This window comes from Actinocrispum sp. NPDC049592, assembly GCF_040675465.1.
Classification (GTDB): Bacteria; Actinomycetota; Actinomycetes; order Mycobacteriales; family Pseudonocardiaceae; genus Kibdelosporangium.
Genome location: NZ_JBFAPA010000021.1, coordinates 1 through 14,405, shown reverse-complemented (window position 1 = coordinate 14,405; position 14,405 = coordinate 1). Strand labels below are relative to the sequence as shown.

Below are 14,405 nucleotides of genomic sequence, written 5' to 3'. Positions count from 1 at the left end.
CCCCGCCAACACAAAAGCCCGGACCAACCCGGCCCGGGCGAGTTCGCGGCGCCGCTGGGCACCCACACGGCTCCTGGTGACCCCATCGCGGCGCCCAGTAGGCACATCGCGGTTCGATTTTGTGCGGGGTGGCGGCGCACACAAGCACTCCGGCGGGGCAGGTCGCAGACCTGCTCCCGCTTTGCGCCACAGCCGCAAGAGGGCAGCCCGCAGCACCACCCCAGCCAAGAGGCGCCGCGAGCGGAGAAGAGCGCACGCCGACCCGAGCGGTGGTCAGCGGAGGGGAGAGCCAGGCGGTGGCTGCACGCCGAGGCTGGAGTCAGACCTGGAACGGGTTGCGCGGCAAGGGCTTCTGCGGCGCAACCGCGTCCAGAGCGTCCTCGTTCGCTGGTTGGCTGAACAGGTTCTGGTGTGATGCTTTGGCTTGGTTCAGCGGGGTGCTCGTGACCTCGTCGGCCTTGGCGTGGCTGAACAGCTCGTTCGATGGGGTAATGGCACACATCCTCGTCTCGAAGAAGTGGGATACCCCGATCCTAGTCTCGAACACCCCGCATTTCCCGTGTTTTCAGGGAGAGGCGCGCCGTTGCTGTGCTGCCCGTACCGCGATGGGGGCACCGGCCAGGTCCTCGTCGTTGCACAGCAGCTTCACTTCGTAGTACGGCGAGTTCTCGCTGTCGTCGTAGTCCAGGTGGATCGCGATGACGTCGAGCGGCTCGCCCAGCCACTCCTCCGCTTTTCGCAGCCACGACGCCGCGCGTTCGAGCGCGTTCGGCAGGTTGTCGTCGCGGAAATCCACTGGCCGGTACGGCACCTGTTGGACTTCATCTTGCGCATGGTCCAGCCGGGGCAGATCAACCGCCACGCCGGCCTCGTTCAGATCCAGTACGACCCGTTGCTCGGTCACTTTTGCAGGGTCCCCTACTCGCCGGTCGCGCGCAATCCGCGAGCGTTGTCAATCACGCGCCGCAGACCGGCCGACACACAGCGCGAGCACCGCGCCCACGACGCAGATCAACGCCGTGATCAGGAACATCTCGCTGTACTCGGTGTTGAGCGCGGTCATCAGCTTGGCTTTGTAGTCCGCGACCTGCGCGTCGAACTGTTCCTTGCTGATGCCGAACGGAAGCGGCGTGTTGAGGTTCGCAGTCAGGCTGTGGAACCGGTACAGGCCCCACGCCGTGAGCGCGGCCACGCCGACCAGCATCCCGGTCATGCGGGCGACGACTACACCAGCCGAAGCCACGCCATGCTGTTGTGCCGGAACGACCCGGAGCACGGCCGAGGACAGCGGGCCGATCACCAGGCCGAGGCCGATACCGGCGATCACCAGGTCGGTGTCCAGAACGGGCAGCCTGAGGATGCCCAGATCGTGTCGCGCCGCCAGGACGTCCACGGGCCAGTTGGCGATCAGCAGGTACCCGGCGGCGGCGATCAGCAGGCCGCCGAACGCGACCCACCGGTCGCCGAGCCGGGTGGCCAGCCAGCCACCGGCCAGCGCGCCGATCGGCAACGCGATCAGGAACCGCAGCAACAGGAAGACCGCGCCGGTCCGGTCCTTGCCCAGCATCGTCTGGGCGATCAGCTCGACGTCGACCAGCGTCACCATCAACGCGGCGCCCGCGGTGACGGAGGCGCCGAGCGCGGCCAGGAACGACCCCATCCGCACCCCGGCCGGGTCGATCATCTTGGTGCGCGCGACCTTCTCCCAGACCAGGAACGCCACCAGCGCGACCACGGCGCCGATCAGCACCGGAACACCCCACGGCGGCAGCACGGCGTGTTCCGGGTCCGGGTTGTACAGACCCACGACGGCCAGCGCCAGCGTCACCGCCAGCAGGATCCCGCCGATGATGTCGATCTTCGCAGGCGGGCCGCCGTCCTTGTGCCGCCCGGGAACCGTGAAGTGGATCGCCACCATCGCGATCACCGCCAGCGGCACGTTCACCCAGAAAAGGCCGCGCCAGGTTCCCATCACCGTTGCCAGCAGGACACCGTAGAGCGGGCCGAGCACGCTTCCCAGCTCCTGCGCGGCACCGACGGCACCGAGCACAGTGGACCGCCGGTGTTCCGCCCACAGGTCCGCTGCCAACGCCAGGGTGACCGGCAGCAACGCACCACTTGCGACACCCTGAACGACACGGCCCGCGACCAGCGTCGGCAGATCTGTAGCCAATGCGGTGACAACAGAGCCGGCGGCGAACCCGAAGAGGCAGACCTGCAACAGCGCACGGCGACCGAACCGGTCCGAAGCCTGCCCCAGCAGGGGCATCGCGGCGATGTACCCGAGCAGGTACCCGGTCACCGCCGGGGTGATCTGCTCGAGCTTGTTCACGGCGATGTTGAGGTCTCGCATGATGTCGTTCAGCACGCTGACCACCACGTAGGTGTCCAGCGCGCCGAGCAGCACGGCCAGCCCGCCGGCGCCGATCGCGACCCGGCGGCCCTTGCGATCCGGCGCCGCCGAAGTGTTCACGCCGGTCTCTGTGGTCATCAGACCGGCTTGGTCACGGAGACCGGCTTGTCCACCTCGGACAGCAGGATGTCCACCGAGTTGCCCTGGCTGATCTCGACATTGGCCTTCACCGGCAGGTGCTTGCCGTCCTCGGCCAGCCAGATCTTGCCGTTGACGTCGGACTGCACGCCCGGCACGAGCCCGGCCAGGCCGTCCTTGCCGACCTTGCCGCTGACCCGGAACGTCTTGACGCCGTTGACGTCCTCGCGGCCCTCGTTCTTCGGCGACTGCACCGAGCTGAGCATCTTGGCGATGCCGCGGTTCGGGTCGAGGATGGCCGAGGTGTCGTAGATCGCCGTGGCGTCGCCCAGTTTCTGCCACGAACCGGTGACGCCCTTGATGTAGATCACCTTCTCGGCGACCACGAAGTCCACCTGGAACGTCTGGCCGAACTGGTCGAGCTTGGCGTTGCCCTTGGCGTCACCGTTCTTGTTCAGGTCGCCGTCCAGCTCCTTGATCGGCAGACCGGCCACAGTCCCGTTCACCTTCAGCGTGAAGTGCGCGCTGTTGATGGACTTCGAGGCCTCCGCCGAGTCCTTCAGCAGTGCCGCGCCGTCGGGCAGCTGGGCGCCGTTGTCGGTCGACGTCGAGGACGAACATCCCGCGACGGCAACAAGTCCCAGCACACCGAGTACTACGAGCCGCTTGACCATGGGGGCATCGTAGGGCGCCGCACCTGAGACGTGTCTCACCCCTCATGAACGTGGTGCCTGGAACGCCTTCCTGTAACTCAACGGTGACACTCCCAGGTTCGCTTTGAGATGTTGCCGCAGCGAGGCGGCGGTGCCCAGGCCGGAGTCGGCGGCGACCCGGTCGACCGGCAGGTCGGTGGTCTCCAGCAGCCGTCGTGCGTGCTCCAGCCGCTGGCCGAGGAGCCACTTGCCCGGGCTCATCCCGGTCTCCGCGCGGAACCGGCGGCTGAACGTGCGCACGCTCATCCGCGCGTGCTCGGCCAGGCACTCCAGCTGCAGGTCGCCGCCGAGCCGTTCCAGCGCCCAGGCCCGGGTCGAGGCCGTGCTCGCCTCACCGATCTCGGGCATCGGGCGTTCGATGAACTGCCGCTGCCCGCCGTCCCGCCACGACGGGACAACGCAGTAGCGCGCCGCATGGTTGGCGACCTCGCTGCCGTGGTCGCTGCGCAGCACATGCAGGCAGAGGTCGATGCCCGCGGCCAGCCCGGCGGAGGTCAGCACGTCGCCGTCGTCCACGAACAGAACGTCCTCGTTGAGCAACACCTTCGGGTACAGCTGCCGGAACTGGTCCATGTGCTGCCAGTGCGTGGTGGCCGGGCGGCCGTCCAGGATCCCGGCGGCGCCGAGCACGAACGCCCCCGTGCAGATCGACATCACCCGGGTGCCCGGCCGGATCAACGCCAGCGCCTCAGCCACTTCCGCGGGCAGCCGTCCTTCGTACCGCGGCCCGCCGATCCTCGTCCCGGGAACGATCACGGTGTCGGCCTCGGCCAGCGCCTCCGGCCCATGGTCGAGCAGCAGCGAGTAACCGTCCAACGTTCGAACGGGTTTGCTGTCGGCACCACAGATCCGGACGTCGTACCGGCCCTCGGCAGCACCGAACACCATCGACGGGATGGTCAAGTCGTACCCGACGGCCTCGGTCAACGCGAGAACGGCCACAACATGGGGCATGGCCGGATTCTTGCACATGTTGGCGTTCGGGCCACTAGTTTGAAGGCGGTCGAATAGTCACCCTTGATGCGTGACTCAACTGACTGAGGCGCCGACCCGGCGCGTGCACTGGGCCTGGTGGGTGGCCGGCGTCTCGTTCATCTCGTTGCTCGGGGCGGCCGGGTTCCGGGCGGCGCCCAGCGTGCTGATCGACCCGCTGCACGCCGAGTTCGGTTGGTCGCACGGCACCATCTCGTCGGCTGTTTCAGTGAACCTGGTCCTCTACGGGGTGATCTCGCCGTTCGCCGCGGCGCTGATGGAACGCCTGGGCATGCGCAAGGTCGTGGCCTTCGCGTTGACCCTCGTCGCGGCCGGCGCGGGGCTGACCGTGCTGATGACAGCCAGTTGGCAGCTGATCCTCTTCTGGGGGATCTTCGTCGGCGTCGGCACCGGATCGATGGCCATGGCGTTCGTCGCCACGGTGACCTCACGCTGGTTCGTCAAACGCCGCGGCCTGGTCAGCGGCATCCTCACGGCCGCGGGCGCGACCGGCCAGCTGATCTTCCTGCCGGTGGTGGCCAGCATGTCCACGACCATCGGCTGGCGCGCGGCCTCCCTGGTCATCGCGGGTGTGGCGCTGCTGGTCGTGCCGATCGTGCTGATCTTCCTGCGGGACCACCCACGCGATGTGGGCACCACCGCTTATGGCGCCGAGGTCGACGAGGACCCGCCGGCGCCCACCACGGGCGCGGCCCGCCGAGCCGTGACGGTGCTGTTCTCTGCCATGCGCTCCGGCACGTTCTGGCTGCTCGCGGGCGGGTTCGCGATCTGCGGCGCGTCCACCAACGGCCTGGTCGGCACCCATTTCGTGCCCGCCGCCCACGACCACGGCCTGCCGGTCACCACCGCGGCTAGCCTGCTCGCCCTGGTCGGCATCTTCGACGTGGCCGGCACGATCTTCTCGGGCTGGCTGACCGACCGGATCGACCCCCGGTGGCTGCTGGGCGCCTACTACTCGTTGCGCGGCCTGTCGCTGCTGATCCTGCCCCAGTTGCTCGCGCCGTCCGTGGAACCACCCGTCTGGGCGTTCATCATCTTCTACGGGCTCGATTGGGTGGCAACCGTCCCGCCGACCGTCGCTCTGTGCCGGGACAAGTTCGGCATGTCCGGCCCGATCGTGTTCGGCTGGGTCTTCGCTTCCCACCAATTGGGTGCAGCCTTCGCCGCCTCCGCGGCCGGCATCACTCGCGACACCACCGGCAGCTACGACCTGGCCTGGTACGGCGCGGGCCTGCTGTGCATGATTGCTGCCTTGCTTTCCCTGGCGATCAGGCGAAAGGGCAAGGTCTCCCTCACCGTCTAGCCGCCATGCCAAGGTGTGCGCCATGTCCACACCCCTGCACCAGCTCGAGGATGACAACCTGCGGCTGGCGGTGCTCGACCGGCTGATGGCGACGGAAGTCCTCCCGCGCTTCGACCGGAAGGCGTTCAACGGCGACGACTACGACGAAGACCTCGACTACGAGTACCGCGACGACGTGGCCGACGCGTTGCTGGCGATCCCCGTCACCGCCGAGCAGTGTTCCTCGATCCGCGAGGTGCACTGGGAGGCCGGGTACAACGACGTCATCTTCGACATCTGGGCCCAGTGGGACGGCGAGAGCGACGAGTTCACCGTGACGTCGTTGGCGGGCATCGCCGCCGCCCTGCCCTCGCTGGAGTCACTCTCGATCCAGATGTGCGCGGTGAACGACCTGTCGCCACTCAAGGACCTGACCCAGCTGCGGACCCTCGCCCTGAACGGCGGGTTCGCGGTCACCGACCTCAGCCCGCTGGCCTGCCTCGGCGCGCTGCGGTCGCTCACGCTCAACCACGTGCTGGACCCCCGGGCGCTGACCGGGATCCTCCAGCCGCTGGCCGGGTCGCGGCTGGAGACCATCGACCTCGACACCAACGGGAACGGCACCGGCGTCGAGCCGCTGTTCGACTTCGCGCCGCTGGAGCACATGACATCCCTGCGGACGCTGCGGTTCCGGCGGTCCGTGCGCAGCGGGCCCGCCCCGGTGGCGACCGCGTTCGACAACGCCCGGGTCCTGGCGGTCCTGCGGGACCGGGACGTGCGGGTCGACATCGCCTGACACGCAGCGTGATGAGTCCGCAGCACCCCTCGCAACATGGCGTTAACAAGGCCTGCCTAGGCTCCAGTCATGGATCGGCAGCAAGAGTTCGTCCTGCGCACGCTCGAAGAGCGCGACATCCGCTTCGTCCGGCTGTGGTTCACCGATGTGCTCGGCTTCCTGAAGTCGGTCGCGGTCGCCCCGGCGGAGCTGGAGGGCGCGTTCGCCGACGGCATCGGTTTCGACGGCTCGGCGATCCAGGGCTTCGCCCGTGTCTACGAGTCGGACATGGTGGCCAAGCCGGACCCCTCGACGTTCCAGGTGCTGCCGTGGGAGACCCCGGACGGCGACCACTACTCGGCCCGGATGTTCTGCGACATCTCGATGCCGGACGGCTCGCCCTCCTGGGCCGACCCGCGGCACGTGCTGCGCCGGACGCTCTCGCGCGCCAGCGAGAGCGGGTTCACCGTGTACGTGCACCCGGAGATCGAGTTCTTCCTGCTCAAGGACCTGCCGACGGACGGCAGCGAGCCGGAGCCCGCCGACAACGGCGGCTACTTCGACCAGGCCTCGCACGCCACCGCGACCAACTTCCGCCGGCACGCCATCGAGGCGCTCGAGGCGATGGGCATCTCGGTGGAGTTCAGCCACCACGAGGGCGCGCCCGGCCAGCAGGAGATCGACCTGCGCTACGCCGACGCGCTGACCATGGCCGACAACGTGATGACGTTCCGGTACGTGGTCAAGGAGGTGGCACTGACCCAGGGCGTGCACGCCTCGTTCATGCCCAAGCCGTTCTCCGACAAGCCCGGCTCGGGCATGCACACCCACCTGAGCCTGTTCGAGGGCGACCGCAACGCCTTCTACGACGCCGAGGACCCGTACGAGCTGTCCGAGGTGGGCAAGAGCTTCGTCGCCGGCCTGCTCAAGCACGCCCGTGAGATCTCCGCGGTGACCAACCAGTGGGTGAACTCCTACAAGCGGCTGATCGTCGGCGGTGAGGCCCCGACCGCCGTCTGCTGGGGCCACGCCAACCGGTCCGCACTGGTCCGCGTGCCGATGTACTCGCTGGGCAAGTCCTCGTCGCGCCGGGTCGAGGTCCGCAGCCTCGACTCCGCCTGCAACCCGTACCTCGCCTACGCGGTGATCATCGCCGCTGGCCTGCAGGGCGTGCAGAAGGGCTACGAGCTGCCACCCGCCGCCGAGGACGACGTCTGGTCACTGTCCGACTCCGAGCGCCGCGCCGCGGGCTACGACAACCTCCCGCAGAACCTCGGCGAGGCACTGGCCGAGATGGAGAAGTCCGAGCTGCTCGCCGAGGCCCTCGGCGAACACGTCTACGACTTCTTCCTGCGCAACAAGCGCGCCGAGTGGGACGCCTACCGCCGCAGCGTCACGCCCTACGAGCTGAAGACCCTGCTCCCGGTTCTCTAGTGCTGTGGCCGGATAGGTTTGCCGTCGAGAACCGGTGAACCTATCCGGTCACAGCACTAGCGTCGCCGGAAATCCGGCGGCACGGTGTGGGCCAGCCGTTCGCGGTTCTCCGGTGTCGCGTCGAGCCAGGTGATCTCCACCCGGAGGTGCTCTTCGAAGGTCCCGCGGACCGGTAGGTAGGTCCGCGGGTCGAGGACCACGTCGAACGGGCTGAGATAGAGCTCCGGCCGTTTTGTTCCCGGCGAGATCAGGTGAATTTCGCCACCACGCTGCGTCACGGACAGGTGCGGGTCGACCAGCCACTCCTTGGGGTCGCGGATCACCGGCGGCATCAATGCGATGACCACCTCCTCGTCGTTCGACACGTCGATGCTGCGCACGGTCTTGTCCCGGTAGTCGACGGTCTCGATCGAGCCCGTGCGGAAGACCCGGTCCTCCACGATCTTGTGGTCGCTGCCGGAATCCGAGGTCGCGCGGCCGATCCGTTCCGACCGCAGCGCCCAGATCTCCTGCACGTTGTACATCGCGTCGTTGGTGACCCGGAAATAGATGATCTTCCCGGTGGCCGCCGCGTCGGCTTCCCTGGCTCGTTGCAGCACCTCGGCGACATTCAGTGGCTGAGGCGGCCGGGCCGGCGGGGCCGGTGGGCTGGCCAGCAGCCCCACCAGCAGGACCGCGACGACCGCGGTCGCCGCCAGCGAGCCACCCGCCAAGGTGAGCCGGGCCCGCTTGAACCGCCGGGCATGCCCACGTGACAACGTGTCGAGCAGATCGCCGGGCGGCCGCAGCTCCGCGGTCTCGGCCCGTAGCCGGTCCCGCAGCTGGTCTTCGAGAGTCATGGTTCACGCACCTCTTGAGGGTCTTCGAGCAGCAGCCGCAACCGGGCCAGCGCGCGGTTCGTGTACGACTTGACCGCGCCCTCGGACAGGCCGAGGGTCCTCGCGGTCTCGGCCACTGGGAGGTCGGCGAAGTACCGCAGCACCACGACCTCACGCAGGCGCGGCGGCAGTTCGCGCAGCGCCCCGGCGAGTGACTCGCGGTCGGCGACCCGCTGGGCCGCGTCGGCGCAGGCGGACTGCGGCGGCTCGGGTTGATGTCGTTCCCGGACCCGGCGGCTCAGGTTGCGCCAGCGGTCCCGGGACAGGTTGACCAGTACCCGGCGCGCGTAGGCCTCGGGCTGCGCACTAGCAGCCGCCCAGCGCCACGCGACCCTCAGGAATGTCGTCTGCAACAGGTCTTCGGCGTGCCCGCGGTCACCGGTCAGCAGGTAGGCCGTGCGCAGCAAGGACGCCGAGCTCGCCTGTACGAAGCTCTCGAACGCGGCGTCCAGTTCGCGGGATCTCACGGCCGGATGAACTCCGGCCGCGGCGGCCGGGTTGCCCGTCGATCGGCGGGTTGCGCCGGATGCGCCAGGGGAGTGTGGTGGATCTGTGCTGCGCTGGCTCGCACCCCTTGTCCTCCTGGTAACGATGGCGGCTCCAGTGTCTGCGACCCCTCGGCTCGACCTCGACCGGTCCAGCATTCCCGAGCTGCAACGACTGATGAACCGCGGCGAGCTGACCGCGGTCGGCCTGACGAACGCCTATCTCGGCCGGATCCGGGCACTGGACAGGAAGATCAACTCGATCATCCTGCTCGACCCGACCGCACTCGATCAGGCGAAAGCCAGTGACCAACGGCGACGGGCGCACAAGTTGCGCGGCCCGCTCGACGGCATCCCGGTGCTGCTCAAGGACAACGTCGACACCGCACACCTGCAGACCACCGCCGGGTCACGCGCTCTGCTGGGCACACCGCCCGCGAAGGACGCGACCCTGATGGCGAACCTGCGCAGAGCCGGAGCGGTGCTCCTCGGCAAGGCGAACCTGTCCGAGTGGGCCAACTTCCGCGCCGCCAAGCCGACTTCCGGCTGGTCGGGCGTGGGCGGCCAGACCAGCAACCCGTACGTCCTGGACCACAATCCCTGTGGTTCCTCGGCGGGGTCCGGCGCGGCCATCGCGGCTTCGCTGGCACAGGTGGCAATCGGCTCGGAGACCGACGGTTCGATCGTGTGCCCGTCCGGGATGACTGGTGTGGCAGGCCACAAACCGACGCTTGGCCTGGTCAGCCGTACCGGGGTCGTACCGATCTCGGCCGAACAGGACACCGCAGGTCCGATGGCTCGCAACATCACCGACGTCGCTCTGACCTTGGCCGCGCTGCAAGGCCGTGACCCGTCCGACCCGGCGACCCTGGAAATCCCGCGCAACCAGCCGCGCGAATACCGGCTTGACCCGCATTCCCTCCGTGGCAAGCGAATCGGCCTGTGGCGGTTGCCGGTCCTCGGCCCGGACGTGGACAAAATCATGACGCAGTCGGCAGCGGCCATGCGAGCACAGGGCGCGCAGGTGGTCGAAGTGACGCTGCCGTACCAGGACCGCATTCACGAACTCGAGTTCCCAGCCCTGCTCACCGAGTTCCACCGCGATATCGACAAGTACTTGTCCACCCGCAACGGACCTCGCGATCTCGCCGCGCTGATCGCGTACAACCGCAGCGACCCGCTGGAGCAAACCTGCTTCGCCGGGCAGGAACTGTTCGAACAGGCCCTGGCCGCGCCGCCGCCGACCGACCCGGGCTACCTCGCCGGCCGGCACGAGCTCACTGACCTGGCCAAACGATCCATCGACGAGACCATGGCGAGGTTCCACCTGGACGCGATCGCCGCCGCGACCAACCCGCCGGCCTGGAAAACCGACTGCGCCATCGGCGACAACGACATCATCCCGTCGTCGACCCCGGCGGCCGTGGCCGGATATCCGGCGGTGACGGTGCCCGCGGGCTTCGTCGGACCGCTCCCGGTCGGCATCTCGTTCATGGCCTCGCGATGGTCGGACGGTCGTCTACTTTCCTTCGCGTCGGCGTTTGAGCAGGCCACGAGGGCTCGCAAGGCACCACGGTTCCTCCCGTCCATGGGCGGTTGAGGCCAACCAGTAGCTTGGTGGCGTGACCGAGTTGTCTGCGTGCACGGTGGCGACGAGTTCCCAGCTGCCTGCGGCCCGGGTGGCCGCCGAGTCCTACCGGGCGGCCCATCCCGGCGCCAGGTTCGACATCCTGCTGGTGGATGGTGAACCCGGGTCGGACGTGCTGACCCCGGCGGACATCGGGGTCGACGAGCACGAGCTTGCGATGCTGGCGACGGCCTACACCGCCGAGCAGACCCGCGCCGTGTTGCGGCCGCAGCTGCTGAAGACGTTGCTGGTGAACGGCCCGGTGCTGTACCTCGACCCGTGGGTCCTGGTGCTCAACCGGGTCGACGAGGTCGTCCGGGAGGCCCTCAAGCTGGTCGACTTCGCTTTAGTGCCAAGGGTTCTGCAGCCGCTGCCGCACGACGGCCTCGCGCCGGCGCCGGAGGACCTGATCGAGGCCGGTGTGTACGAGCCCGGGTTCCTCGCGGTCGGCCCTGGTGCCGTTGACGTGCTGACTTCCTGGTCGCAGCATGCCCGTCGGTCGCCCGAAGCGGCGGAGACGTTCCTGGACGGCCTGCCCGCGCTGGCCTCGCACCAGGTGCTGCGGAATGTCGGTATCGGCCTTTCGGTCTGGAATGCCGGGCAGCGCGATCCGGATTTCGTGAACAACCAGTATTTCGTCCAGGCGGTTCCGATCGGCGATCTCGAGCCGCTGCGGACCATGCATTTCCACGGGTTCGACCCGAAACAGCCGTGGCTGCTGGATGCCGGGATCACCGACAAGCCCCGGGTGCTGCTGTCCGAGCGCCCCGGCCTGCAAAGCCTGTGCGACGACTACCGCGCGAAACTCGTCGATGCCGGTCCGCAGGCGAAGGGAAAGCCCTTCGCGCGATTGTCCGATGGGACCGCGTTGCCGGAACCGTTGCGGGCGGAGTTCCGCGCGGAGTGGCAGGCCGGGTTCGAGCCGCCGCCCGCGGCCACCGACGAGAAGGCGTTCCTGCGTTGGGCCTGCGCACCGGTGAACGGGCTGCCGGGCAGCACGCTCTGGTCGAACGCGGTCTGGCAGGACGACCCCTGGCTGCGGGAGCGCTATCCCGAGCCGTTCGGGGCGAACGCCGACGAGTTCCGCCTCTGGTGTGAAAGCGAAGGCGTGCTGCAGGGACGGTTGCACCCGGTAGCCGTGCCGGCGCCGCTGCAGACGCGGGTCGAACTTGTCGACCAACTGGGTGTCTCGGTGCTGGGTGTGGGCCCCCTGGCCGAATCGGTCCGGCTCAGCGCGGGCGCCACTGGATTGCCCATTTCGTCGGATCCGATGTACCCGGTCGTGCTGTGTGTCGGTGACGTTGAGATACCGAAGAACCGGCATGTGGTCGTGGTCCAGGACGAGCCAGGCCCACGTTCGCCAGGTGTTGACGACGTCTGGGTGCCCTGGCCTGCGCCGAACGGTGCCAATGCCGTGGTCCTCCCCGTTCCCGACCAGGAGGAACGCGAGGAGACCGAGCGCGAGGAGGCGCTCAACAGCCTCGGCGTCGCCGCGGGTGCGGTGTTCACCAGCTTCGTCGACCACGACGAGGGCTGTTGCGCCAACGAGACCGATGTCGTCGCCGCCTTCCGTGCCGCGTTCCCGGACCGCGACGACGTGACTTTGCTGCTGGCCGTCCGCGGCGCCGCCGACCGGCGCGCGGCCGCCGAACGACTCCGCCTCGCGACCGCGCACGACCGCCGTATCCGCCTGGTCGAAGCCGAGTCCGCGCACCGGCTCGCGGTGGACGCCGCCGACTGGGTGGTCTTGCTGCACAACCGCGACTGCCCGGCATCGTCCGAGCTGAGCGCGGTCGCGGCCAGGGGAGTGCCGTTGATCACGACCAACGTCGGGGTGGCGGCCGAGCTGTTCGACCCGGACAGCGTTTTCTTCGTGTCCCGGTTGGACGGTCAGTCGGACGCGCACGTCCAGCTGGCGGCCCGGGCCATGCGTGAGCTCGCGCCCGATGCCGCGGTCGCCGACAAGCTCGGCGCGGCCGGGCGAGCCTGTGTCCTGAACCGGCGGTCAGTCGAAACGTCGTCGGCGCAACTACGGGAACGGGTCGAGCACGCTTACCGCACCTGGCGGGTCGAGCACGGCCGCCGGCTGGCGGGGGAACCAGATCCGTTCGCGCCGCTGCAGGCCGCCAAGCACGCATTGCTACGCCAGCCGGACGTCGAGATGGGTCATCGCATCCCGATGGCGCCCGCGCTGCGCAAGGCCGTGCTGCGCGTGCTCAACCACTACGACAACCATGTGCGCACGATCATGGGGTCCATTGTGGACTCCGTGGAGCGGTCGACCCGAGAAGTGCTGCGCCGCCAGGAGGAACTGGCCACCGCGCCGCAACCGGTCCAGACCCAGGTCGCCGGACCGGATCCGAGAGTGGACCGGCTGACCAACTCGCTGGACACCGCGATGCGGCGGATCGAGACCCTCGAGGACATCATCGCCGCCCAATCGAGGGAACGTGACGACACGGTCCGTGCGGCCTCGGCGGCGACACGAACCACAGATGCACTCCGTCGTGTGGTTGTCCGGGAACACGAACGAGTGCACGGCGGGGTGGACGGCAGTTCGCTCGTGCTGTGCGACGCCGGCCTGCTGAGGCTGCCGTCCGACGACATCGCGATGCTGCCCTTGTTGTCCAGCAACGGAGTCTGGGAGTCACCGGTCGCCGACCTGATCGACTCGCTGATCGAGCCGGACGGCGTCTTCCTCGACATCGGCGCCTATGTGGGCTATCACACACTGCGAATCCTCACCCGATTGGGCAACAGCGGGGCGGTGGTCGCGGTCGAGCCCGATCCGATCGCGGTGAACCTGTTGCGGCATAACGTGACCGCGAACACAGCGGACCACGTGTCCGATCGCCTGTTCGTGGTGGAGGCCGCGGCGTGGGACACGAACGGAACCCTGGTCACCGACCCCGCGCTCGGCGGTGGGGTGTCGGTCTGGCCGGGGACGGGCGAACCCGAGCGCACGGTCCGCGCGATGCGCATGGACAAGGAGCTGGAAAGCATCCCTGGCCTGGGCAAACTCCGGCTGTCGGTGGTGAAGGCGGACGTTCCTGGGCGCAGTCACCGGGCGCTCGGCGGGCTGGTCCGGCTGCTGCGCCGGGACCGGCCGCACGTGATCTGCTCGTTCAACTCGGCCGCGATGAAGGAGCTCGGCGACGACCCGTTGACGGCCCTTCGCGAGTTCCGCACCTGGGGCTACGAGGCGGCGTTCGTGGGCGACCAGCACACGACCCCGCTGCCCGAACTGGCCGAGGCGCTGGCCTCCTCGGGCGAGCGAAACCTCTGGCTCAGGCCGCTGACCAGCCGATTTGACTTTGTGCGGGGCGACTGAGTAACTTTCTCCCCGTCGCAAGGACAGCCGGACGGAACAGGACCTCGAGAGCCTGGCGGGGACGGCGAAGGGCAGAAAACCTCTCTGGTAACCTGGATGAGGAACAGCCCACCGGGACAGGCGGATTTGACACCGCGAAACGGACCGGGTAAGCTTCTACGACGTGCCACCAACCACCTGAGTTTTCCGGTTGGGCCCTTCGCGGGCTAAATCGAGTCTCTGGTACCGTGGCGAAACCGAGTAAAAATTAAGACTTTAGCAGTACTGCCCCTTTGACGGTCGGCATAATGCCGCTCTGATAGGTGTGCGTGTGTTGTTTGAGAACTCAACAGTGTGTCGAACTATTAAAGCCAGTAGAGCTTTATGATGAACCCCTTTGTGGGTTCCTTTGAGATG

The 14,405-nt window shown here is 68.2% G+C and carries 12 protein-coding genes; 5 read left to right on the top strand and 7 right to left on the bottom strand.

Translation table 11 applies throughout. The features are described 5' to 3' along the window. Positions 1–319 precede the first annotated feature (319 nt). The 5 genes from AB0J95_RS40280 to AB0J95_RS40260 all read right to left on the bottom strand — a co-directional run bounded on the left by AB0J95_RS40280 (position 320) and on the right by AB0J95_RS40260 (position 4,158). Complete coding sequence (locus AB0J95_RS40280) at positions 320–502, bottom strand: hypothetical protein (protein ID WP_364770244.1); 183 nt, start codon at positions 500–502, stop codon at positions 320–322. Between the two features lie 63 nt (positions 503–565). Then, a complete protein-coding gene (locus tag AB0J95_RS40275; protein ID WP_364770242.1) occupies positions 566–904 on the bottom strand; it encodes a hypothetical protein in 339 nt (112 codons plus the stop codon). A gap of 48 nt (positions 905–952) precedes the next feature. Continuing rightward, positions 953–2,491, bottom strand: coding sequence for an MFS transporter (locus tag AB0J95_RS40270; protein WP_364770240.1), 1,539 nt, complete (start codon positions 2,489–2,491; stop codon positions 953–955). After that, positions 2,491–3,165 (bottom strand): LppX_LprAFG lipoprotein, encoded by a 675-nt coding sequence (locus AB0J95_RS40265; protein WP_364770238.1) that lies wholly within the window; start codon positions 3,163–3,165, stop codon positions 2,491–2,493. The genes AB0J95_RS40270 and AB0J95_RS40265 overlap by 1 nt, the downstream gene beginning before the upstream one ends. A gap of 42 nt (positions 3,166–3,207) precedes the next feature. Then, positions 3,208–4,158, bottom strand: a complete 951-nt coding sequence (locus tag AB0J95_RS40260) for a helix-turn-helix domain-containing protein (protein ID WP_364770236.1) — start codon at positions 4,156–4,158, stop codon at positions 3,208–3,210. A gap of 79 nt (positions 4,159–4,237) precedes the next feature. On the opposite strand from AB0J95_RS40260, the gene AB0J95_RS40255 reads away from it, so the two are divergent. The 3 genes from AB0J95_RS40255 (at position 4,238) to glnA (ending at position 7,688) form a co-directional block, all read left to right on the top strand. Then, positions 4,238–5,500 (top strand): MFS transporter, encoded by a 1,263-nt coding sequence (locus AB0J95_RS40255; RefSeq protein WP_364770673.1) that lies wholly within the window; start codon positions 4,238–4,240, stop codon positions 5,498–5,500. Between the two features lie 22 nt (positions 5,501–5,522). Continuing rightward, entirely contained in the window at positions 5,523–6,275 is a 753-nt protein-coding gene (locus AB0J95_RS40250) for a hypothetical protein (RefSeq protein ID WP_364770234.1), read from the top strand. A gap of 69 nt (positions 6,276–6,344) precedes the next feature. Continuing rightward, positions 6,345–7,688 carry a type I glutamate--ammonia ligase gene (gene glnA, locus AB0J95_RS40245; protein ID WP_364770232.1) on the top strand — a complete coding sequence of 448 codons (1,344 nt, stop codon included), beginning with the start codon at positions 6,345–6,347 and terminating at the stop codon, positions 7,686–7,688. 56 nt (positions 7,689–7,744) lie between these two features. Here the strand turns inward: glnA and AB0J95_RS40240 are convergent, their stop codons facing one another. Further along, positions 7,745–8,527, bottom strand: coding sequence for a hypothetical protein (locus AB0J95_RS40240; protein WP_364770230.1), 783 nt, complete (start codon positions 8,525–8,527; stop codon positions 7,745–7,747). Then, entirely contained in the window at positions 8,524–9,033 is a 510-nt protein-coding gene (locus AB0J95_RS40235; protein WP_364770228.1) for a SigE family RNA polymerase sigma factor, read from the bottom strand. The genes AB0J95_RS40240 and AB0J95_RS40235 overlap by 4 nt, the downstream gene beginning before the upstream one ends. A 124-nt stretch (positions 9,034–9,157) precedes the next feature. Between AB0J95_RS40235 and AB0J95_RS40230 the strand changes: the two genes are divergently transcribed. Then, a complete protein-coding gene (locus AB0J95_RS40230; protein ID WP_364770226.1) occupies positions 9,158–10,651 on the top strand; it encodes an amidase in 1,494 nt (497 codons plus the stop codon). A 22-nt stretch (positions 10,652–10,673) separates the two neighbouring features. Further along, positions 10,674–14,009 (top strand): FkbM family methyltransferase, encoded by a 3,336-nt coding sequence (locus tag AB0J95_RS40225; RefSeq protein WP_364770224.1) that lies wholly within the window; start codon positions 10,674–10,676, stop codon positions 14,007–14,009. Positions 14,010–14,405 lie beyond the last annotated feature (396 nt).